General features: G+C 70.4%; 23 protein-coding genes. 6 read left to right on the forward strand and 17 right to left on the reverse strand.

The features are described 5' to 3' along the window. Positions 1 to 67 precede the first annotated feature (67 nt). The 5 genes from ABT369_RS04290 to mqnC form a co-directional block, all read right to left on the reverse strand. Positions 68 to 748: a NuoB/complex I 20 kDa subunit family protein gene (locus ABT369_RS04290; protein WP_350610230.1), complete on the reverse strand. Its 681-nt coding sequence runs from the start codon at positions 746 to 748 to the stop codon at positions 68 to 70. A gap of 3 nt (positions 749 to 751) precedes the next feature. Continuing rightward, a complete protein-coding gene (locus tag ABT369_RS04295) occupies positions 752 to 1,117 on the reverse strand; it encodes an NADH-quinone oxidoreductase subunit A (protein WP_350610231.1) in 366 nt (121 codons plus the stop codon). A 147-nt stretch (positions 1,118 to 1,264) separates the two neighbouring features. Next, positions 1,265 to 2,539, reverse strand: a complete 1,275-nt coding sequence (locus ABT369_RS04300) for a geranylgeranyl reductase family protein (RefSeq protein WP_350610335.1) — start codon at positions 2,537 to 2,539, stop codon at positions 1,265 to 1,267. A 250-nt stretch (positions 2,540 to 2,789) separates the two neighbouring features. Beyond that, the gene (locus tag ABT369_RS04305; protein WP_350610232.1) at positions 2,790 to 3,482 is read right to left on the reverse strand and encodes a demethylmenaquinone methyltransferase; all 693 of its coding nucleotides are present in this window, start codon (positions 3,480 to 3,482) and stop codon (positions 2,790 to 2,792) included. Beyond that, positions 3,479 to 4,714 (reverse strand): cyclic dehypoxanthinyl futalosine synthase, encoded by a 1,236-nt coding sequence (mqnC, locus tag ABT369_RS04310; protein ID WP_350610233.1) that lies wholly within the window; start codon positions 4,712 to 4,714, stop codon positions 3,479 to 3,481. Before mqnC ends, ABT369_RS04305 begins: the two co-directional genes overlap by 4 nt. A 67-nt stretch (positions 4,715 to 4,781) precedes the next feature. On the opposite strand from mqnC, the gene ABT369_RS04315 reads away from it, so the two are divergent. After that, a complete protein-coding gene (locus tag ABT369_RS04315) occupies positions 4,782 to 5,717 on the forward strand; it encodes an aldo/keto reductase (RefSeq protein ID WP_350610336.1) in 936 nt (311 codons plus the stop codon). On the opposite strand, the gene ABT369_RS04320 is transcribed toward ABT369_RS04315, so the two are convergent. From ABT369_RS04320 to paaA, 7 genes are read right to left on the reverse strand one after another with little or no spacing between them, the layout of a single operon-like run. Next, positions 5,703 to 6,386, reverse strand: a complete 684-nt coding sequence (locus tag ABT369_RS04320; RefSeq protein ID WP_350610234.1) for an anti-sigma factor — start codon at positions 6,384 to 6,386, stop codon at positions 5,703 to 5,705. The genes ABT369_RS04315 and ABT369_RS04320 overlap by 15 nt on opposite strands. Continuing rightward, positions 6,383 to 6,994 (reverse strand): sigma-70 family RNA polymerase sigma factor, encoded by a 612-nt coding sequence (locus tag ABT369_RS04325; RefSeq protein WP_350610235.1) that lies wholly within the window; start codon positions 6,992 to 6,994, stop codon positions 6,383 to 6,385. Before ABT369_RS04325 ends, ABT369_RS04320 begins: the two co-directional genes overlap by 4 nt. Before the next feature lie 46 nt (positions 6,995 to 7,040). After that, positions 7,041 to 8,159, reverse strand: a complete 1,119-nt coding sequence (paaE, locus tag ABT369_RS04330) for a 1,2-phenylacetyl-CoA epoxidase subunit PaaE (protein ID WP_350610236.1) — start codon at positions 8,157 to 8,159, stop codon at positions 7,041 to 7,043. Positions 8,160 to 8,163: 4 nt separating this feature from the next. Next, positions 8,164 to 8,622 carry a 1,2-phenylacetyl-CoA epoxidase subunit PaaD gene (gene paaD / locus ABT369_RS04335; RefSeq protein ID WP_350610337.1) on the reverse strand — a complete coding sequence of 153 codons (459 nt, stop codon included), beginning with the start codon at positions 8,620 to 8,622 and terminating at the stop codon, positions 8,164 to 8,166. Then, entirely contained in the window at positions 8,616 to 9,314 is a 699-nt protein-coding gene (paaC, locus tag ABT369_RS04340; RefSeq protein WP_350610237.1) for a 1,2-phenylacetyl-CoA epoxidase subunit PaaC, read from the reverse strand. Before paaC ends, paaD begins: the two co-directional genes overlap by 7 nt. 8 nt (positions 9,315 to 9,322) lie before the next feature. Then, the gene (gene paaB, locus ABT369_RS04345) at positions 9,323 to 9,640 is read right to left on the reverse strand and encodes a 1,2-phenylacetyl-CoA epoxidase subunit PaaB (protein ID WP_502891696.1); all 318 of its coding nucleotides are present in this window, start codon (positions 9,638 to 9,640) and stop codon (positions 9,323 to 9,325) included. Then, on the reverse strand, positions 9,594 to 10,583 hold the full coding sequence (gene paaA, locus ABT369_RS04350; protein WP_350610239.1) for a 1,2-phenylacetyl-CoA epoxidase subunit PaaA: 990 nt from the start codon (positions 10,581 to 10,583) through the stop codon (positions 9,594 to 9,596). The genes paaB and paaA overlap by 47 nt, the downstream gene beginning before the upstream one ends. A gap of 248 nt (positions 10,584 to 10,831) precedes the next feature. Between paaA and ABT369_RS04355 the strand changes: the two genes are divergently transcribed. Beyond that, the gene (locus ABT369_RS04355; protein ID WP_350610240.1) at positions 10,832 to 11,710 is read left to right on the forward strand and encodes a serine hydrolase; all 879 of its coding nucleotides are present in this window, start codon (positions 10,832 to 10,834) and stop codon (positions 11,708 to 11,710) included. 443 nt (positions 11,711 to 12,153) lie between these two features. Here the strand turns inward: ABT369_RS04355 and ABT369_RS04360 are convergent, their stop codons facing one another. Then, positions 12,154 to 13,002, reverse strand: coding sequence for an MqnA/MqnD/SBP family protein (locus ABT369_RS04360; RefSeq protein ID WP_497979512.1), 849 nt, complete (start codon positions 13,000 to 13,002; stop codon positions 12,154 to 12,156). Positions 13,003 to 13,076: 74 nt separating this feature from the next. Between ABT369_RS04360 and ABT369_RS04365 the strand changes: the two genes are divergently transcribed. Next, positions 13,077 to 13,934, forward strand: a complete 858-nt coding sequence (locus tag ABT369_RS04365) for a hypothetical protein (RefSeq protein ID WP_350610242.1) — start codon at positions 13,077 to 13,079, stop codon at positions 13,932 to 13,934. Positions 13,935 to 14,020: 86 nt separating this feature from the next. Continuing rightward, positions 14,021 to 14,785: a VOC family protein gene (locus tag ABT369_RS04370; protein WP_350610243.1), complete on the forward strand. Its 765-nt coding sequence runs from the start codon at positions 14,021 to 14,023 to the stop codon at positions 14,783 to 14,785. Positions 14,786 to 14,796: 11 nt separating this feature from the next. Here ABT369_RS04370 and ABT369_RS04375 read toward each other — a convergent pair whose 3' ends face one another. Beyond that, positions 14,797 to 15,354 (reverse strand): Uma2 family endonuclease, encoded by a 558-nt coding sequence (locus tag ABT369_RS04375; RefSeq protein WP_350610244.1) that lies wholly within the window; start codon positions 15,352 to 15,354, stop codon positions 14,797 to 14,799. A 212-nt stretch (positions 15,355 to 15,566) separates the two neighbouring features. Here ABT369_RS04375 and ABT369_RS04380 point away from each other — a divergent pair, with 212 nt between their 5' ends. Both ABT369_RS04380 and ABT369_RS04385 read left to right on the forward strand, forming a co-directional pair. Further along, complete coding sequence (locus tag ABT369_RS04380) at positions 15,567 to 17,549, forward strand: HelD family protein (RefSeq protein WP_350610338.1); 1,983 nt, start codon at positions 15,567 to 15,569, stop codon at positions 17,547 to 17,549. A gap of 15 nt (positions 17,550 to 17,564) precedes the next feature. Further along, positions 17,565 to 18,317 (forward strand): VOC family protein, encoded by a 753-nt coding sequence (locus ABT369_RS04385; RefSeq protein ID WP_350610245.1) that lies wholly within the window; start codon positions 17,565 to 17,567, stop codon positions 18,315 to 18,317. On the opposite strand, the gene ABT369_RS04390 is transcribed toward ABT369_RS04385, so the two are convergent. From ABT369_RS04390 to mqnE, 3 genes are all read right to left on the reverse strand, one after another. Then, positions 18,295 to 19,557, reverse strand: a complete 1,263-nt coding sequence (locus tag ABT369_RS04390) for a M14 family metallopeptidase (RefSeq protein ID WP_350610246.1) — start codon at positions 19,555 to 19,557, stop codon at positions 18,295 to 18,297. The two genes, ABT369_RS04385 and ABT369_RS04390, sit on opposite strands and share 23 nt — an antisense overlap. A gap of 66 nt (positions 19,558 to 19,623) precedes the next feature. Continuing rightward, positions 19,624 to 19,905 (reverse strand): DUF4229 domain-containing protein, encoded by a 282-nt coding sequence (locus ABT369_RS04395; protein WP_350610247.1) that lies wholly within the window; start codon positions 19,903 to 19,905, stop codon positions 19,624 to 19,626. 18 nt (positions 19,906 to 19,923) lie between these two features. Next, a complete protein-coding gene (mqnE, locus tag ABT369_RS04400; RefSeq protein WP_350610248.1) occupies positions 19,924 to 21,093 on the reverse strand; it encodes an aminofutalosine synthase MqnE in 1,170 nt (389 codons plus the stop codon). Positions 21,094 to 21,357: the final 264 nt, after the last annotated feature.

Below are 21,357 nucleotides of genomic sequence, written 5' to 3' on the forward strand. Positions count from 1 at the left end.
GCCGCCCGCGGGCGGGGTCTGGGCGGCGGACCCGAGCTGGGCGCCGACCGGCTCTACATCAGTCACTTCATGCCCCCTTGTTCCCGGGGTTCGCCAGGCTCGCCCGCTCTTCCATCCACTTCTGGATGCGCAGCTGCTCCTCGTTGCCCGCGGCCACGGCCTTGGTCCACTCGGCGCGCTTGACCTTGTCGTAGCGGTAGCTCGACGGCATCGCGCCCGGCGCCACCACCGGCGCGCCGTCGCGCTCGACCCGGGCCTCGATCATGCGGCGGCGCCGGTCACCCAGCGGCTCGGCCATGACCTTCTCGTGCAGGCGCAGGATGGCGTCGATGAGCATCTCCGGCCGCGGCGGGCAGCCCGGCAGGTACATGTCCACGGGCACGACGTGATCGACGCCCTGGACGATCGCGTAGTTGTTGAACATGCCGCCGCTGGAGGCGCAGACGCCCATCGAGAGCACCCAGCGGGGCTCCGGCATCTGGTCGTAGATCTGGCGCAGGACCGGGGCCATCTTCTGGCTCACCCGGCCGGCCACGATCATCAGGTCGGCCTGGCGGGGGCTGGCCCGGAAGACCTCCATACCGAAGCGCGCCAGGTCGTAGCGGGCGGCGCCGGTCGCCATCATCTCGATGGCGCAGCAGGCCAGGCCGAACGTGGCCGGCCAGAAGCTCGCCTTGCGAGACCAGTTGACCAGCTTCTCGACCGTCGTCAGCAGGACGCCGGTCGGAACCTTTTCCTCGATGCCCATGGCTCAGTCCCAATCCAGCCCGCCGCGACGCCAGACATAGGCGAACGCGACGAACACGGTGACGATGAACAGCACCATCTCCACGAACCCGAAGAGGCCGAGCGCGTTGAAGTTCACGGCCCACGGGTAGAGGAAGATGATCTCGATGTCGAAGACGATGAACAGCATCGCGGTCAGATAGAACTTGACCGGGAAGCGGCCACCGCCCACGGGCTGCGGAGTCGGCTCGATGCCGCACTCGTAGGCGTCGAGCTTCGCGCGGTTGTACCGGCGGGGGCCGACGAACGGGGCGGCCGCCACCGAGAACAAGGCGAATGCGGCGGCGAGGGCGAAGAGCCCAAGAATCGGTACGTACGGCGCGAGCGACATCGTGCTGCTCCGTCCTTTCGGCGAGCCCGAGGGGCATTCAGCCCCGGGGGACCACTCAAGCTGTATGCGGTTTAACACTATTCGGTGAGCCCTGGACGGCTTCGTCCGGGGCACCCCAAATGCGGCTTTGGCCAGTGCCTTTGGGGTTCAGGCAGCCGGCGCGAGCCGGGTCATCGCGTTGATCACGCGGTCCATGGCGTCTCCGCCTCGCGGGTCCGTGAGGTTGGCGAGGAGCTTGAGCACGAACCGCATGAGGGTCGGGTGGGGCATGCCGTGCTTGGTGGCGATCCGCATGACCTGTGGATTGCCGATGAGCTTCACGAACACGTTCCCGAGCCGGTAATACCCGCCGTAGCGGGCCTTGAGCTCGGTCGGGTAGTTGGCGAGCACCCGCTCGCGCGCGGTGCCCTGCGGCCGGGCCAGCGCCTGGACGGCGATCTCCGCCGCCAGCTCGCCGGACTCCATGGCGTAGGCGATCCCTTCGCCGTTGAAGGGGTTGACCATGCCGCCGGTGTCGCCGACGAGGAGCACGCCCCGGGAGTAGTGCGGCACCCGGTTGAAGCCCATCGGCAGCGCCGCCCCCTGGGCCTTGCCGTCGGCATTCGCCGGGTCGGACAGGCCCCAGTCGGCCGGCGTGTTGTCCAGCCAGTCGGCGAGCAGCGTCTTGTAGTTGGTCTTGCCGTAGGCGACGCTGCTGTTGAGCACGCCCAGGCCGACGTTGACCCGGCCGTCACCGAGGCCGAAGATCCAGCCGTAGCCCGGCAGGAGCTTGTCGCCGGACTCGCGGCTGCGCAGCTCCAGCCAGGACTCCAGGTAGTCGTCGTCGTGGCGGGTCTCGCTGCGGAAATACTGCCGGACGGCCACGCCCATCGGCCGGTCGTCGCGCTTGGTGATGCCCAGCGCGAGCGCGAACCGCCCGGAGACGCCGTCGGCCGCGATGACCAGGGGCGCGCGATACTCCCGCGGCTCCCGGTCCGGCCCGACGGCAGTGACGCCCACCACTCGGCCGGTCCGGTCGAGGATCGGCCCGGTCACGTTCGTGCCACTGCGCAGCTCGGCGCCGGCGTCGGTCGCGGCCGTGGCCAGCATGTGGTCGAAGTCCATGCGGGTGCGGGTCAGCCCGTAGTCGGGGAAGCTCGCGAGCTCCGGCCAGTCCAGCTCCAGGCGCACGCCGCCACCGATGACGCGCAGGCCGCGGTTGCGCAGCCAGCCCTTCTCCTCGGTGGTGTCGATGCCCATCTTGACCAGCTGCTTCACCGCGCGCGGGGTGAGGCCGTCGCCACACACCTTCTCGCGCGGGAACTCGGTCTTCTCCAGCAGCAGGACCTTCAGTCCGTGCCGGGCGAGATGAAACGCCGCGGCCGACCCGCCCGGTCCGGCGCCAACGACGATGACATCCGCGTCTTTTCCGGTGTCGGTCACAGCCGTCACACCTCCAACCGTTCTGCTTCTGCCCGGCTCGTGAAAGTCTTCACAAAGTCATCCGTGGAGCAGTCTAGAACCGTGAAGTGCGCCGCTGTCGGTAAGGCGACCCTAATTTTTCACCCGGTCGGGGGGACGCTTGACCGGTCCACCCGACGCGCGTTTCGTGATCCACTGACCCAGCTTGTCGCCGACAGCAAGTAGCCGCACGGTTATTGTGAGTAACCGCGCGGCGTGAACGTGAAAGAATTCAGATCCGGAAGCCGCGGTGGAGCGCCACCACGCCGCCGGTGAGGTTGCGCCAGGCGACCTTGCGCCAGCCGTTGTCGGCGATCTTCGCGGACAGCCCCGCCTGATCCGGCCACGCCTTGATCGACTCGGCCAGGTAGACGTAGGCGTCCGGGTTGGACGAGACCCGCTTGGCGATCGGCGGGATCGCGCCCACCAGGTAGCCCTGGTAGACGGCCCGGAACGGCCGCCACGTCGGGGTCGAGAACTCGCAGATCACCAGGCGCCCGCCCGGCTTGGTCACGCGGGCCATCTCGGCCAGCGCGGCGTCGGTGTCCGCGATGTTGCGCAGCGCGAAGGAGATCGTGACCGCGTCGAACGTCTGGTCGGCGAACGGCAGGTGCAGCGCGTCGGCGGCCAGCAGCGGCACCTCGGGGCGCTTGGCCTGCCCGGCCTGCAGCATGCCGACCGAGATGTCGGCGCCCACCGCGTAGGCGCCTGAGCGGCTCAGCTCCAGCGTCGAGACCCCGGTGCCGGCGCCGAGGTCGAGCACCTTCTCGCCCGGCTTGAGCCCCAGCGCCAGCCGGGTCTCCTTGCGCCACATGCGGTCGCGGCCGCCCGAGAGGACCGTGTTGGTCAGGTCGTAACGGCGGGCCACGCCGTCGAACATCGCCGCAACCTCGTGCGGCTCCTTGTCCAGGCTGGCGCGCGTCATGAGTTCACCGGAGTCAGAGGAAGGCTGCGGCCCGTGCCGCCGCCGGGGATGGCGATGGAGGAGAAGTGCGACTGGACCCGCTCGTCGGTCGGGTCGTCCGCCTCGGTCCAGTGGACCTGCAGGTGGCGGTACTGCGTGTCCCGCTGCGCCGGGATGCGATCGGCCCCGCGGATCATCTGCACGAGCTCGGTCAGCCGCGAGCGGTGCCGGGCGCCGGCCGAGGAGATCACGTTCTCCTCCAGCATGATCGAGCCCAGGTCGTCGACGCCCAGGTGCAGCGACAACTGGCCGACGTCCTTGCCGGTGGTCAGCCACGACGACTGCAGGTGCGGGATGTTGTCCATGAACAGCCGGGCGACCGCGACGAGCCGCAGGTATTCCATGCTCGTGGCCTGCGTGCGCCCCTTGAGGTGGTTGTTCTCCGGCTGGTAGGTCCACGGGATGAAGGAGCGGAACCCGCCCACCGTCCCGGCGAGGTCGGCCTCGACGGAGTAGCCGTTGGCGACCGCCTTGTCCTGCACCTCGCGGATCAGCCGCAGGTGCTCGATGCGCTCGGCGTTGGTCTCGCCGGTGCCCATCATCATGGTCGCGGTCGAGGACACGCCGAGGCGGTGCGCGACGGTCATGACCTCCAGCCAGCGGGCGCCGGACTCCTTGAGCGGCGCGATCGCCTTGCGGGGCCGCTCGGGCAGCATCTCCGCGCCGGCGCCGGCGATCGAGGCCAGGCCCGCCGCCTTGATGCGCAGGATCGCCTCCTCGATCGTGGTGCCCGAGACCTTCGCCATGTGCAGCACCTCGGACGGGCCGATCGAGTGCACGACCAGGCCGGGGAAGGCCTCGTGGACGGCGGAGAAGAGCTCCTCGTAGTACTCGACGCCGTAGTCGGGGTGGTGCCCGCCCTGCAACATCACCTGCGTCGCGCCGAGCTCGACCGCCTCCGCGCAGCGGCGCAGGATCTCCTCGGTGCTGTGCGTCCAGCCCTCGGCGTGCTTCGGCGCCCGGAAGAAGGCGCAGAACTTGCAGGCCGTGACGCACACGTTGGTGTAGTTGATGTTGCGGTCGATGATGTAGGTGACGATGTTGTCCGGGTAACGGCGGCGGCGCACCGTGTCTGCGGCCTCGCCCAGCGCGTGGAAGGGCGCCTCCGTGTAGAGCAGGAGCGCCTCGTCCGGGCCGATCCGCCCGCCGTCGGCGGCACGCTGCAGAATCTCGCTGATCACCGGAGCAGTCACACCCAGAGCGTACCCAGCTCGCCCGGCCGGTCGAGCAGGCGTGCCTAGGATCATAGGAGTGACTGATATGCGCTACCGGCGCCTCGGGCGCTCCGGGCTCACCGTCTCCGTGGTCGGCATCGGCTGCAACCAGTTCGGCCGGATCGACGCCGCGAGCAGCGCGGAGGTCGTCGGGGCGGCCCTCGACCACGGCATCACCCTGTTCGACACCGCCGACATCTACGGCGCCATGCCCGGCGCGTCCGAGGAGGCGCTCGGCGCGGCCCTCGGCAAGCACCGCGACGAGGTGGTCGTGGCCACCAAGTTCGGCATGGACGCCCGCGGGCTGCACGGGCCGGACTGGGGCGCCCGCGGCGGCCGCCGCTACATCGTGCGCGCCGCCGAGGCCTCGCTGCGCCGGCTCGGCACCGACTACATCGACCTCTACCAGCTGCACCAGCCGGACCCTGCCACCCCGATCGAGGAGACCCTGGCCGCGCTGGACGACCTGGTCCGCTCGGGCAAGGTCCGCTACATCGGGCACTCGAACTTCTCCGGCTGGCAGACCGCCGACGCGGCCTGGGTCGCCGAGACCGGGCGCCTGACCCCGTTCGTGAGCGCCCAGAACCGGTACTCGCTGCTCGACCGCTCGGTCGAGGCCGAGCTCGTGCCGGCCCTGGAGCGCTTCGGACTCGGCCTGCTGCCGTTCTTCCCGCTCGAGATGGGCCTGCTCACGGGCAAGTACCGGCGCGGCGACGCCCCGCCGGCGGGCACCCGCCTGGCCCGCGAAGGCATGGAGCGCGTGCTCGCCGAGGCGCCCTGGGACCGCATCGAGCGGTTGGCCGCGTTCGGCGCCGAGCGCGGGCTGGACCCGCTGACCGTCGCGATCGGCGGTCTCGCCGCCAAGCCGGCCGTGACCAGCGTCATCGCCGGGGCGACCCGGGCCGAGCAGGTCGCGGCGAACGCCGCCGCGGCGGACTGGCAGCCCACCGCGGACGACATGGCCGAGCTAGCGCAGATCTAGCTTCCCGACGACCTCGGTCGGGGTCTTGGACCCGCCCTTCGGTTCCTTGCTCAGACCGAAGGTCGGGGCCAGACCCCGGATGTAGAAGCGGCCACTGCCCGACTCCGTCAGGCCGACCGGACGAGCCGTGGCGTCGATCATCCACAGCTGGTACGAGCCCTTCGGCGGCTTGAGGTCGGACAACAGCGCCACCGCCGCGTCGTGGGACGGCGAGATGATCATCGTGATCCTCCCGCCCTCGACATCCTGGGTGACCGCGCGGGCGTCGGCCGCCGCCAGCACCGCGTCGACCTGCGAGGTCTGGTTGATGAAGTGCTGCCGCGTGATCGCCCATGTGCCGGTGCCCACGCCGCCGGCGAACAGGACGGCGGCCGCGACGGAGGCGACCCAGGCCCACCGGCGGCCGGGCTCCGCGCGCCGCCCCGCCGGCTGCTTCGGACGCTCCTGCGGCGTGTGCGCGACCCGCGCCAGCACCGAGTCCCGCAGTCGCGGCGGCGGCGCCTCGGCGACCGGCTCCGCCAGCCGGGCCGCGGTCTCACGCAGCTCGGCGACCTCGGCCGCGCAGGTCGGGCAGTTGCGCAGGTGCCGCTCGAACGCGACCCGCTCGAGATCGTCGACGGCGTCGAGGGCGTACGCGCCGACGAGCGAGTGAATGTCCACGGCGGTCATGCGAGCGTCACCCCCAGGCAGTCGCGCATGCGGATGAGTCCGTCGCGCATTCGGGTCTTGATCGTCGGCAGGGCCGTACCCAGGAGATCCGCGACCTCCCGATAGCTGTTCCCGCCGTAGTAGGCCAGCGTGATCGCCTCGCGCTGCAGCTCCGTCAGCGTGCCGAGGCACCGGCGCACCTGCTGCTGCTCGATGCGGGCGGTCGCGGCCTCGACCACGTCGTCGTAGGGCGTCTCGGCGCTGACCGCGGCGGCCCGCCGGACCCGCTCGACCCCGGCCTGCTCGGAGCGCACACGGTCCACGGCCCGGCGGTGCGCGATGGTGAAGACCCAGGCGGTGGCCGAGCCGCGCCCGGGGTCGTAGCGGGCGGCGTTGCGCCAGACCTCGACCATCACCTCCTGGGCGACCTCCTCGGACTGGGCCGGGTCCCGCAGCACCCGGCGGATCAGGCCGAAGACCCGCGCGGACACCAGGTCGTAGAGCTCGGCGAAGGCCCGCTCGTCGCCGCGGGCCACCCGGGCCAGCAGCTCGTTCGCGTCCGGCCCGCGAACTTGGGGCGGGGGCACCGCGACGAGCCGCTGCGTGGGCAGCTCCTGTTCCGGTCTCATGCCGCTCATTCGGGGCGGCGGTCGACGCGGATGGGTGTGACTCCCGTCATACGTCGAAGTCGACCACGACCCGGTCGGTGATCGGCATCGCCTGACAGGTCAGGACATATCCGGCGGCGATCTCGTCGGGTTCCAGCGCGAAGTTGCGCGCCATCTCGACCCGGCCCTCGATCACCTTGGCGCGGCAGGTCGAGCAGACGCCGCCCTTGCACGCGTAGGGCAGCTCGGGCCGCGCCCGCAGCGCCGCGTCGAGCACCCGCTCGTCGTGCGCCATCGTGAACGTCGTCGCGCGCCCGTCGAGCACGATGCCGACCTCCGCGCGCTCCGCGGTGTCCTCGGGGGCCGCGGCGGGGCGGGCCGCCGGGGGCGCGTCGTCCACGTGAAAGAGCTCAGTGTGTACCGCCGAATCATCGACGTCCCGCGTGGACAGCGCGACCTTCGCGTCCAGCACCATGCCGTGCGGCCCGCAGAGGAACCACTCGTCGACCGTCCCGGCCGGCAGGAGCGCGTCGAGGACGGCGCCGATGCGCGCCTCGTCGAGCCGGCCGGACAGCAGCGGCGACTCCTGCGCTTCCCGGGACAGCACGTGCACCACGTGCAGCCGCTCCCGATACCGGTCCTTGAGGTCGGCCAGCTCCTCGGCGAACATCACCGTGCCGGCCGCCCGGTTGCCGTAGACCACGGTGACCCGGCTGTCCGGCTCGGTCTCCAGGGCCGTCGCGGCCAGCGAGAGCACCGGGGTGATGCCGGAGCCGGCCGCGATCGCCGCGTAGTGCCGGGCCCGGGCCGGGTCGAACGCGGTCGTGAAGTGCCCGAGCGGGGGCAGCACGTCGACCTCGTCGCCGGGGGCGAGCCCGGACAGCGCGTAGGTCGAGAACGCCCCGCCGACGACCCGCTTGATGCCGACCCGTAGCTCGCCCTCGTCGCGCAGGCGGGACGGGGTGGAGCAGATGGAGTACGACCGGCGGATCTCCTCCCCCGACTCGGCGTGCCGCCGGACGGTGAGGTGCTGGCCGGCCCGGAACGCGAACAGCTCCCGCAGCGCGACCGGCACCGCGAAGGTGACGGCCACGGCGTCGTCGGTCAGCCGCTCGACGTCGAGCACGGCGAGGCGGTGGAACATGGGCCGCCGCTTTACCGGCCGCCGGATCTCGGAAACGGTCATCGGCTCAGATCGCCTTCACGCGCTCGAACGGTTCGCGGCAGGCCCGGCAGCGCCAGAGCGCCTTGCAGGCCGTGGCGCCGAAGCGGGACAGCTCCTCGGTCTCGGGCGACCCGCAACGGGGGCAGCGCACGGTCAGCGTCAGGCGCGTTCTCGTCGAGCTGGGCGGCGCGATCCCGGCCGCGGCCAGCTTCTCGAGGCCCGCGGGCGTGATCCAGTCCGTGGTCCACGGCTCGGTCAGCGTGGTGTCGACCTGCACGTCGCCGTACCCGTCGGCGTGCAGGGCCGCGGTGATGTCGGCGCGGATCGCGTCCATCGCGGGGCAGCCGGAGTACGTCGGCGTGATCGTGACCGTCACACGCCCGTCCCGCTCGGCGACATCACGCAGGATGCCGAGCTCCTCGATGGTGACGACGGGCAGCTCCGGGTCGAGCACCGCGGCCACCGTCGAGCGCGCGCTCACCAGGTCGCCCCGGGGTGTGCGCGGTGCAGGACCTGCATCTCGGCGAGCAGTTTGGACAGAGCCTCCGTGTGTACTCCACGCCGCCCGCCCGAGGGCGCCCAGCCGTCGGCCGGCCGGCTCAGCGTCGCCTTCCGCAGCACCTCGGTGATCTCGGCCACCCAGGCATCCCGCAGGCTCGCCGCCTCGCCCTCGAACAGCTCGTGCGTGTAGGGCCACAGCGCGTCGACCGCGGACTGCATGCGCCGGTGCGACTCCTCCGTGCCGTCGCCGAGGCGCACGGTCCAGAGGGCGGCGTGCTCGGCGTGGTAGAGGGACTCCTTGCGCGCCTTGGCCCCGATCTCGGCCAGCCGCTCGTCCTCTCCGGCGGCCAGGCGCTCGTAGCGCAGGCGCTGGTACACCGCCAGGAACAGCAGCTTGCCGATGGTCACCGCGAAGTCGCCGTTGTCCAGCTCGACCAGCAGCGCGTTGCGGAACTCGCGGTCCTCGCGCAGGAACGCCAGGTCGTCCTCGGTCCGGTTCTGGAACTCGCCGGCGTAGGTGAGCAGGAGCCGGGCCGCGCCGAGCTGGTCGAGGGCGATGTTGGCCAGCGCGATGTCCTCCTCCATCTCGGGCGCGCGCGAGCACCACTCGGCGAGGCGCTGGGCCGCGATGAGCGCGTCGTCGCCGAGTTCGAGGGCGATGTCCGGGCTAGTCATAGGGCTGGTCATATGTGTTCCGCACCCTCGGGGACGGCGTAGAAGGTCGGATGGCGGTACACCTTGTCGGCCGCCGGCTCGAAGAACGCGTCCTTCTCGTCGGGGCTGCTCGCGGTGATGGCCGTCGCCGGCACCACCCAGATCGACACCCCCTCCTGGCGGCGGGTGTAGACGTCGCGGGCGTTGCGCAGGGCCATCTCGGCGTCAGGCGCGTGCAGGGAGCCGACGTGCGCGTGCGACAGCCCGCGGCGCGGCCGGACGAACACTTCCCAGAGCGGCTCAGACACCGACGGCCCTCTTCTCGGCGTGCTTTCTCGCGGCTTCACGGACCCATGCGCCCTCTTCGTAGGCGCGCCGGCGGTGATCCATCCGCTGACGGTTGCAGGGACCCTCGCCCTTGATGACGCGCATCAGCTCGTCGTAGTCGGGCTGGGTGTAGTCGTACCTGTTCTCCTGCTCGTTCCACCGCAGGTCGGGGTCGGGCAGGCGCAGGCCCAGGATCTCGGCCTGCTGGACGCACATGTCCACGAACCGCTGCCGGAGCTCGTCGTTGGAGAAGCGCTTGATCTTCCAGGCCATCGAGCGCTCGGAGTGCGTGGAGTCGCCGTCGGGCGGGCCGAACATGGCCAGCGACGGATACCACCAGCGGTCGACGGCGTCCTGGGCCATGGCCTTCTGCGCCTCGGTGCCGTGCGAGAGCGTGTGCAGGATCTCGTACCCCTGCCGCTGGTGGAACGACTCCTCCTTGCAGATGCGGATCATGGCGCGCGCGTAGGGCCCGTAGGAGCAGCGGCACAGCGGGACCTGGTTCACGATCGCGGCCCCGTCCACGAGCCAGCCGATCGCCCCGATGTCGGCCCAGGTCAGCGTCGGGTAGTTGAAGATCGAGCTGTACTTCTGGCGCCCCTCGACCAGCATCTCGACCAGCTCCTCGCGGGACACGCCGAGGGTCTCGGCGGCCGCGTAGAGATACAGCCCGTGCCCGGCCTCGTCCTGCACCTTGGCCAGCAGGATCGCCTTGCGCTTGAGCGTGGGCGCGCGCGAGATCCAGTTGCCCTCGGGCTGCATGCCGATGATCTCGGAGTGGGCGTGCTGGGCGATCTGCCGGATCAGCGTCTTGCGGTACGCCTCCGGCATCCAGTCCCGCGGCTCGATCTTCTGGTCGGCCGCCACGATCGCGTCGAAGTACTCCTGCAGGTCGCCGTCCTTGACCAGGACCCGCTCGTTCGTCAGCTCGCGCTCGGCGCTGTCGACCTCGTCGTCGTACACCCCTTCAGTGTTACAGCTTCCGACACGAGCGGCAAGAAGGTGTCACATCGCATCGAGCCAACTACCAGGGACTTTTGAGCGCGTCCGGGCTGCGGGTGATTCGGTTGAACGACAGGATGAGTGGGCAATAGCCCACGCCGGGTGAACATTCCGTTCGCTTACGTCGTGTTAACACCGGGAACACCTGTTCATGACCGGCGGTCGATGGAATTCGATCTCACGCACCGCCAGGGAGGGACTACCGACTCATGCGCAAGCGTGTCGGACTGACCGCATTCGTACTGTTCGCGGCGGCGCTGCTGGTCGGCGTGCCCTTCGTGTGGGGCAGCGACCTGCTCGGCGCCACCGCCGACTACGCGGCACCGGCGGCTCCGGCCGTCGAGAGCCCGGCGGCCAGCGAGGTGCCCACGCGCAAGGCGGCCCCGGCCCCGCCGACCGCCCCGGCGCTCCCGCCCGCCCTGCTCCATCCGGCGACCGTCGCCGTCGACGCGACCGGCTTCTGGTCGTGGACCGTGCTGGACCGCCGCACGGGCGCGATGGCCGGCTCGGACAACGCGAACTCCGCGCAGCGCACCGCCTCGATGATCAAGGCCTGGCTCGCGTCGGACTACCTGCGCCGCAACCCCAATCCGAGCAAGTCGAACCTGTCCGAGCTCAGCGAGATGATCCGCAACAGCGACAACGACGCGGCCTCGTACTTCTGGGGCCTCGACGGCAAGAACGCCAGCATCACGCGGCTGATTCAGACCTGCGGGCTGACGGACTCGAAGGCGTACATCGACTGGGCCTCGACCCTCGTGTCGGCACGTGATGCCGCTCGGATGGGCGCGTGCATCGGCGACGGGCGCGCGGCCGGGCCGAAGTGGACGGACTGGCTGCTCAACGAGATGCGCAATGTCGCCAAGGATCAGAAGTTCGGGATCACGCCGGCGCTGCCCGCTTCGGAGCAGGCGGGGACGGCGGTGAAGAACGGGTGGATCGCGCGCAGCGACGGGAAGTGGCACGTGAACTGCCTGGCCATCGGGGGCGACTGGGTGCTGAGCGTGCTGACGGTGTACCCGGCCTCGAAGGGGCAGGGCTACGGCGAGAACATCTGCTCCAGCGTGACCAAGCAGTTGCAGGCTTGATGCGGGCGCTCGGCGTTGGCGCGATATGTCGGGCGCTGCGCGCCACGACATATCGGACTTATCGCCTGTCGGGTTATATATCGGAGAAGTCGCGATGCGGAGCGCCCGACTTTTCGCAAAGCGCACTTTTCGGGCGCCGTGAGCACCGAATCCGCCTTCAAACACCGGGCCGCCTGCGCCGGGTCAGCCCCGAAGAGCGCCAGGCCGAGGGAGAGCAGCGCGAACTCGCGCCCGCCCGCACCGCGAGTCAGCCCGCGAAGAGAAACGCGGAGCAGCGGGACGGCAGCGTCAACAACACTCGCCCCGCGAACGCGGCCGCCCGCGCCCCCGGGTCAGCCCTCGGAGAACGCCGGGCCGCCGGAGAGCAGCGCCGGCAACGCTCGCCGCGCGAACCCGCGGCCGCCCGCGCCAAGTCAGCCCCCAGAAGGGCAGCGCGGCCCCGGTCAGCCCTCGAAGAACGCCGGGCCGCCGGACGGCAGCGCCGGCACCGCCCCACGCTCCGCCGCCCGCCGCGCGAACTCGCGCACGCCCGCGACCTGGCGCTCGCCCAGCGAGAAGTCCAGCACGCGGAAGTAGGTCGCCAGCGTCTCGGCCGACAGCGTCTCCCAGCGCGCCGCCGCCGCCGCGACCTCGTCCAGCTCGGTCAGGCACAGCTCCCGAGACCGGAGGAACGCCTCGTGCACGTCCTTGACCAGGCCCGGGTGCGCCTCGGCGAAGTCCTTGCGCACGGCCCAGGCCGCGAAGACCATCGGCAGCCCGGTCCACTCGCGCCAGGCCTGACCGAGGTCGGTGACCCGCCAGCCCTGCTGAGGCGCGTCGTGCATGGCGCGCAGGGCCACGTCGCCGATGATCACCGCGGCGTCGGCCTCGTCGAGCATGCGGGCGAGGTCGGGCGGGCTGTTGAAGTACGTGGGGCGGACGCCGACGTGCGACTCGAGGTACATCTGCGCGAGCATCACACCGGTGCGCGAGGTGGCGCCGAGCGCGACCCGGCGGCCGTCCAGCGACTCCAGCGGCACCGTGGACACGAGGTTCACGGACAGGACCGGGCCGTCGCTGCCCACCGCGAGATCGGGCAGCAGGAGCAGGTCGTCGGCGTTTCGGAGGTACTCCACCAGCGAGATCGGCCCGATGTCGAGATCGCCCGCGACCAGCGCCGCGTTGAGCCGCTCCGGAGAGTCCTTGAACAGGTCGACGTCGATCAGCGCACCCGATCGCATCAGGCCCCAGTAGATAGGAAGGCAGTTCAGGAACTGGATGTGGCCGACGCGGGGCCGCTGCAATGCAGGCACAACGCCCATGTTGCCCCAACGGCCGGGCGGCACACGGGCAGGGCGGCGATTCTCACAGCGGATACCCTCATCTGATGCGACGCCCCCTCGCTGTGCTCGCACTCGTCCTGGTCACCGCGACCGGGTGCTCGGTCAACGCCACGCCGAAGGCCACGGGCAGCCACGTCCCCGCCGCCGCCGACACCTCTGAGTCGCCGGTCGCCGAGCCCAGCGCCGCCCCGAGCACGGCGCCGAGCGGGCCGCTGTTCACGCCGACCCAGCCGGTCACCATGAACGTCAAGGGGTTCTGGTCGTGGGCCTACTACGACCACAAGACGGATCAGATGTACGGCTCCACGCCCTACACCACCAGCGACACGGCATCGATGGCCAAGGCCTGGGTCGCCGCGGACTGGCTGCGGCGCCAGGCGGAGTCCAACAAGCAGCCCGGAAGCGCCGCGCTGAACGAGTTGAGCCGCATGATCCGCGATTCCGAGACCGAGAACACGTTCAAGTACCACGTGCAGAACGGCAATCTCACGTCGATCAAGCGCATGATCTCGCTCTGCGGCCTGACCGAGACCAAGGGCACCCAGAACTCGTGGAGCCTGACCCAGATGTCGGCCCGCGACGTGGCGCGCCTGGCCAAGTGCATCGGCGACGGGCGCGCGGCCGGCCCGAAGTGGACGGGCTGGCTGCTCAACGAGATGCGCAGCGTGCGCGGGCCGGGGCGGTTCGGGCCGATCGAGGTGCTGCCGGCCGACGCGCAGAAGACCACGGCGATCAAGAACGGCTGGCTGGCCCGCGACGACGGCCAGTGGCACATCGCGTGCATGGCGCTCGGCGACGGGTGGAGCATGGCGGTCATGGCGCATTACCCGAGCTCGCTGGGCAAGGACTACGGGGTCAAAACCTGCCGCGAGGTCACGAAGCAGCTGCTGACCCAGCACTGAGCGGCCGCCCGGTAACGCCAGGGATTCACGTGAAACGGTCCCTTCAGACGATCAAGAACATCTGACGTTTTGCTTACCCTGCTTCCGTGCGAGTACGAGGCTATGCGCCCGCGACGCCCTGCTGGTCGGTGCTGACCAGCCCCGACCCGGCCGCCGCGGCCGCGTTCTACGCCGGCCTGTTCGGCTGGACGACGAGCGAGGCCGAGGACGGGACCACGCTGCTCCTGCTGCGCGACCTGGTCGTGGCGGGCGTCGCCGCCGGCGATCGGGCGGCGTGGCTCACGTACGTGGCAACCCTGGACACCGATGGGACCGCGCGCGCGGTCCTCGACGCGGGCGGCACCGTGCTCGGGCAGTCGGCCTCGGGCCTCGGCCGCGCGGCCCTGTTCGCCGACCCGGCCGGCGCGGTCTTCGGCGCCTGGCAGAAGGAGCGCTTCGCCGGCGCCCAGGTCCACAACGAGCCGGGCTCGATCTGCTGGAGCGAGGTGGTGACCCGCGACATCGCGGCGACGGCCGCCTTCTACGGCAAGGTCTTCGGCTGGGTCGACCAGCAGGGCGCCTCTCCGGGAACGATCCACGAGTACCACGAGTGGATCTCCAACAACCGCGTGGTCGGCGGCCTGAGCATCATGGACGCGAACTACCCGCCGGCGACCCCGCACCACTGGCGCACGATCTTCTCGATCGACGACTGCCTCGGCTTCATCGCGCGCGCCGGGGAGCTGGGCGGGCGCGTGCTGGCGGGGCCGGTGGACGCGGGCATCGGCCAGGCCTGCCAGATCCTCGACCCGACGGGCGGCCCGTTCCTGGCCATCGAGGTCATCCCCGAACTCCGCGACCTGATGGGCTGACCCACCGGCCGTCACCGTCGACGCAACAGCGCTCGCGTCTCGATCTCGATGGCGAAGGGCCCGTCCGCGGTGAGCGTCTCGCCGTCCTTCGCCACCGCGTGCTCGACGTAGTGGTGGCCGTCGAGCCGGAGCAGCCGCAATGTGATCGAGCCCGTCTGCTCCGGCTCGACGAGCAGATACCACTCGATCCGCGCGGCCGCGTAAAGCTGCATCTTGAGCACGCGATCGGCACCCGCATTGCCCGGCGAGACCACCTCGCCGACCAGGACCACGTCAGCAGCATCGAAGACCGTGGCGTTCTCGACCGGCGTCACCACCAGATCGGGAATGAAGATCCGCCCACTGGCGAGACGAACGTTCACCGCCTCGTAGACCCACAGATCGAGCGCATCCGCTGCCTCATCGATCAGACCCGCCAGCCGCCGGGAAATGTGCTGATGCCGCGAGGTCGGCGCCGGGCTCACCAGCAGACTCCCATCGAACAACTCGATTCGATTCGAGGTCTCGCCGAGGGCGAGATACTCGTCTTCGGTCCATGGGCCGACGTGTTCCAGCACGGCCACGCTCATCGGCGACTCACCTCCTGACGGATCCTTCCATAAGGTTGCCACGCCCACCGCCCTGAATCTGCGGAAAACTCGGTGGACAGGCCGAGAAGATCGCGTAGGATGAATGGCCGCTTGACGGCCGCGGTGAGACAGCCACCGCAGCGGACGTCCCCAGGCGCCGGGTGGAGCAAGGCCCCGGATACGCGAGCGAGCCGAACGCGACCTCGAAGAGGATCACCGTGCCCTCACTCGAAACGGAGCTCGCCCAGGAGCGAGCGCACCTCGACGCCTCCCGGCTGGCGCTCAAGCGCATGCGCGAGCGCGCCGAGGACCTGTTCGCGACCGGAGATCAGGTCGCGGGAGATCCGTTCGCGGCCGAGACGCTCGGGCGGGCACTCGCGCGGAGGATCGCCGATCTCGCCGACAACCCCGACACCCCGCTGTTCTTCGGGCGGCTCGACATCGACGAGCACCAGTACCACGTCGGCCGGCGGCACGTCACCGACGCCGTCGGGGAGCCGATGGTGCTCGACTGGCGCGCGCCTATCAGCCGCAAGTTCTACCAGGCCAGCGCCGTCGACCCCCAGGACGTCGAGGTGCGGCGGCGCTTCGGGTTCGTCAAGGGCGAGCTCACCAGCTTCGAGGACGAGCACCTGGGCCGGGGCGAGGAGCAGGGGACCAGCCAGATCCTGCTCGACGAGATCGAGCGGCCGCGCGTCGGGCCGATGCGCGACATCGTCGCCACCATCCAGCCGGAGCAGGACGCGCTCGTGCGCGCCGAGCTCGACGAGTCCATCTGCGTGCAGGGCGCGCCCGGCACCGGGAAGACGGCCGTGGGGCTGCACCGCGCCGCGTACCTGCTGTATCTGCACCGCGAGCGCCTCCGCCGCGCCGGCGTGCTCATCGTGGGGCCCAACTCGGCGTTCCTGCAGTACATCGCGAGCGTTCTGCCCACCCTCGGGGAGCTCGAGGTGCGCCAGTCCACGATCGACGGCCTGCTCACCACGCCGGTCCGCGGCACCGATTCCGAGGCCGCCGCCGAGGTCAAGAACCAGGAAAAGATGGCAGCCGTACTGCAGCGGCGCCTGCTGGCCAAGATCGGGCGCCCCGAGGAGTCGCTCACGGTGTCGGACGGCTCGTACCGCTGGCGGATCTCGGCCGACGCGCTCCGGCGGGTCGTCGACGACGTGCGGCGGGAGGCGCCGCCCTACGGCATCGGCCGCGAGCGCGTCCGCGCCCGGATCGTGAGCCTGCTCATGCGCCAGTCCGAGGCCCGCCGCGGCGACTCCCCCAGCGAGGGCTGGCAGCGCCGGATGGGCAAGGCCACCCCGGTGACCGACGTGCTCGACGCGGTCTGGCCCGCGGTCACGCCGGAGCAGCTCGTGTTCGAGGTCCTGACCGACCCTAGCGACGACGAGCTGGACGAGGCCGAGCGCGCGGCGCTCACGTGGGCCAAGCCGCCGAAGACGGCGAAGTCGGCGCGCTGGAGCCTGGCCGACTCGGTGCTCATCGACGAGGCCGCCGGACTGATCGACCGGGTGGCGAGCTTCGGGCACGTGGTCGTCGACGAGGCGCAGGACCTCTCCCCGATGCAGGCCCGCGTGATCGCGCGGCGCAGCGAGCACGGCTCGATCACGCTGCTCGGCGACCTCGCGCAGGGCACGGCGCCGTGGGCCGCGCGGGACTGGCGGGTGCTGCTGGCGCACCTCGGCAAGCCGGAGGCCCGGGTGGTACCGCTGACCACCGGTTTCCGGGTGCCCGCGGCCGTCATCGCGCTCGCCAACCGCCTGCTGCCCGCGCTCGGGGTGCAGGTGCCCGAGGCGCGCTCGCTGCGGACGGATGGGGCGCTCACGGTCAGTACCGTTGCCGCCGTCGAGGAATCCGTCGTGGACGCCACCCTCGCCGCGCTCGGCCACCTCGGCTCGGTCGGGGTCATCGCCGCCGACGCGACCGTCGACCTGCTGGCCGAGTCGCTGCGCAAGGCCGGCGTGGCACTCGCCGACGACGACCCCGAGGCCCGGGTGACGGTACTGCCCGCGACCCTGGCCAAGGGCCTCGAGTACGACCATGTGATCGTGGTCGAGCCGGCCGACATCGTGTCCGCCGAGCCCCGCGGCCTCAACCGGCTCTTCGTGGTGCTGACGCGCGCCGTCTCCCGGCTCGATGTGCTGCACTCCCGCCCGCTGCCTACCGCGTTGGAGGGCTCCGCCGTCTGATGACACCATCTCGCCATGCGAATTCGGGGTTATGCGCCGGGCACGCCGTGCTGGGCGGAGCTGGTCAGCCCTGACCCGGCCGCGGCCGAACACTTCTACGGGGAGCTGTTCGGCTGGGCGCGCAACGCCGACGGGCACTTCACGCTGGGCGGGCGGGCCGCGGCCGGCCTGCGCGCCGGGCGCCCGGGCGGCTCGGCGGCCTGGCTGATCTCGATCTCCACGGACGACCCCTCGGGCACCGCGGAGGCCGTCGAGCGCTCCGGCGGGGCCGTGCGCGTCCCGCCGGCCAGCGTGCGTGATCTCGGTACCGCCGCCACCTTCTCCGACCCCGGCGGAGCGCTCTTCGGCACCTGGCTGCGCAGCCGGTTCGGCGGGGCCCAGGTGTCCTTCGAGCCCGGCGCGATCTGCTGGTACGAGCTGGCGGCCCACGACCTCGACCGGACCGGCGCCTTCTACAAGGAGGTGTTCGGCTGGCACACCGTCGAGGCGCCCAGCGACGGTCAGCCGTACTTCGAACTGCACCACCACAACGACACCGTCGGCGGCCTGCTGCCGATCGACGGCCGCTTCCCGCCCGGCATCCCCGACCACTGGACGGTCTGCTTCATGGTCGAGGACGCGGCCGCCGCATGCGCACGGGCCACCGAGCTCGGCGGCTCGGTGGCCCGTGCGGCTGAACCGGCCTCGGCCGGCCGCTATGCGCGCCTGGCCGACCCGACCGGCGGGCACTTCGCGGTCATCGAGTTCACCGAGGACTGGGGGCTGTAGCGCACAGCTGCTGCTTGCCGATCACGCGGTACGCGCAGTCCGCGTACTCGGCGAGCGTCAGGCTGGCGTCCCTGTTGCGGGCGGTCTGCGCGTCGATGACGCTCGCGGGCGGGTAGAAGCCGCCCTTGGACGGCGAGTTCGGGTACATCTCGAACGTGAACGCCCAGACGCCCTGGGTCGCCCAGAGCCAGTCGATGATCGAGCCGTCGGTGATGTACAGGCTGCTGGACTGCTCGGGCGTGTACCCGTTGCTCCGGGCGAACGCGTGGCCCAGGGCCGAGAAGGTCTTCTGCTGGTCCGAGCCGAGCCCCGCGGCCGTGGTGTTCATCGTGTACCCGTACGGCCAGAGGATCAGCTCGGAGTACGTGTGGAAATCGATGGCCGCCTTGATCTGCTGCACCCCGCCGACCCGGCGGCTCAGCACGAAGTCGCGCAGCCGCTGGGTCTCGGGAGCGGAGAACGCCTGCGGGCCGTGGTAGGTCTCCGACGACAGCGACGAGCTCGACCCGTTGCAGCAGGCGAACTTGTAGCCCCAGTTGCGGTTGAGGTCGACGCCCTTGTAGCCGCCGCCGACGGGCTGACGGTTCTTGCGCCAGTCGTGGTACTTGCCGCCGGTGAGGTCGTACTCGCCGCCGTCCGGGTTCATGTCCGGCACGATCCAGATCTCGCGGGTGTCGACGAGCCTGGTGATGCGCGGGTCCTTGCCGTAGCCCTCGGTGAACATCCTCACCAGGTAGAGCGCCATCTCGACGGTGAGGTGCTCCCGGGCGTGCTGGTGGGCGTCGTAGAGGATCTCGGGCTCGTCCTCGTCCTTCGCCACGTTGTCCGAGATCTTGATCAGCGGCAGGTCCCGGCCCTCGTACGACTTGCCGAGGCTGAGCTTCTGCATGATCTTCGGGTACGCCTTGGCCGCCCTGTCGAGCTCGGCCTGCATCTCGGCGTAGTCGTGGTATCCGGAGTCGGCGGCCGGGAAGCCCTCGGTCCGGGTCCGGCTGATGCTGAACCCGAGCCGCTCGATCTGCCTCGCCTCGTCCGGCGTGGCCGTCACGGTGGCCGCGCCGTTCTCGATGCTGTCGATGCTGGCCCCGGTACCGCCGACACGGTTGCGATCCGCGGCGCTGTCGACACCGCGGACGACGTAGGGTCCGGACTTCTGCTGATATTTCGGACTAGCCGGGCTCGCGTCGGCCGGGTTGACCGCGAAGAGCGTCACCACCCCGACGACTGCGAAGGACACCACCGACACGAACCTGCGACCCATCAAGCCCCCTGGAGTGACTAAGCGCCATCCAAGGCTTAAGTGGTTTTAGTCCGATTTGGTGGCGCTTTCACCCCCATCATCATCCCCGTTGAGGGCGGCACGCAGCCGTTCCTTGTTATCGGAGCGCTTCTGCGCCATGCCGACGGCCTGCACGGAGGCCTCCTCGCGGAGCCCGCGGAGCAGGAAGAACGCGGCCACGGCCGAGACGATCACGGCGATCATGAGCTTGAGGAGCACGCTGACGTCGAGCGGAATGGAGAGCATCACGAGCGCGGCGAGCCCGAAGAGGCCGAGCCGCGCGAGCGTGTACTTCAGAAACGGTGACATGGTGACCCCAGCCTAGCCTCAGGCCCAGACCTTCTGCGGTTCGCTGCGGCGCTCGGCCAGGGGCGTCGGCCTGTCGTACTCGCGCACGACCTCGTATTTCGTGTTGCGCTCGACCGGCTGGAAGCCCGCGTCCCAGATGAGGTGCAGCAGGTCCTCGCGGTGCATGGTGTTCGGCGTGCCGTAGCTGTCCGCGTCGTGCGTGATCTTGTACTCGACCACGGAGCCGTCGAGGTCGTCCACGCCGAAGTTCAGCGACAGCTGGGCGACCGAGAGCCCGTGCATGACCCAGAAGCACTTCACGTGCGGCACGTTGTCGAACATCAGGCGCGACACCGCGAAGGTCTTCAGGCTCTCCGCCGGCGAGGCCATCTTCGTGCGGGCCTGCAGCCGGTTGCGGATCTTGCCGTCGGCGGAGTCGACGAAGTCGTGCTGGTAGCGCAGCGGGATGAAGACGCTGAAGCCGCCGGTCTCGTCCTGCAGCTCACGCAGGCGCATGACGTGGTCGACGCGGTGGCGGGGCTCCTCGATGTGGCCGTACAGCATCGTCGAGGGGGTCCGCAGGCCCTTGCTGTGGGCCAGCCGGTGGATGCGCGACCAGTCCTCCCAGTGCGTCGCGTGATCGACGATGTGCTGGCGGATCTCCCAGTCGAAGATCTCCGCGCCGCCGCCGGTCAGCGACTCCAGGCCGGCGTCGATGAGCTCGTCGAGGATCTCGTCGGCGGGCAGGCCGGAGATCTTCTCGAACCACTGGATCTCGGTCGCCGTGAACGCCTTCAGGTTCACGCCGGGCAGGGCGCTCTTGAGCTCGCGCAGGACCTTCGGGTAGTACTTCCACGGCAGCGTCGGGTGCAGGCCGTTGACGATGTGCAGCTCCGTGAGCTGCTCACCCTCCATCTCCTTGGCCTTCTCGACGGCCTCGTGGATGCGCATGGTGTACGCGTCCTTCTCGCCCGGCTTGCGCTGGAAAGAGCAGTACGCGCAGCTCGCCGAGCACACGTTCGTCAGGTTGAGGTGCCGGTTGACGTTGAACATCACCCGGTCGCCGTTCTTCTCGGTGCGCACCTGGTGCGCGAGCCGGCCGAGCCAGACCAGGTCGTCGGACTCGTAGAGCGCGACACCGTCCTCCCGGCTCAACCGCTCACCGGCGGTGACCTTGGCCTCGAGTTCGCGCTTCAACCCTGCATCCACGGCCGCCAGCCTACGTCGGACCGCTCGTTACCCCTGCATTCACCTCGCGACGACGAAGCTGACATTGATCGCCACTCGACGCATGTCGCTTCGTACGGTAAACAAAAGTGGGCAGGAACACGGTCGGGCGGCAGACCGGCTGATCGATCGGTGACGATCGACCATGTGGCATGGCTAACCGACTGGGGACGGTGGCGATGAGCGGGTTGGTACTGAGGGCTGCGTATCCGGGCGAGATCCCGGCAACGCCTTCGGTTGAAAAGG

The organism is Dactylosporangium sp. NPDC000244 (genome assembly GCF_040300725.1).
Lineage (GTDB): Bacteria > Actinomycetota > Actinomycetes > Mycobacteriales > Micromonosporaceae > Dactylosporangium.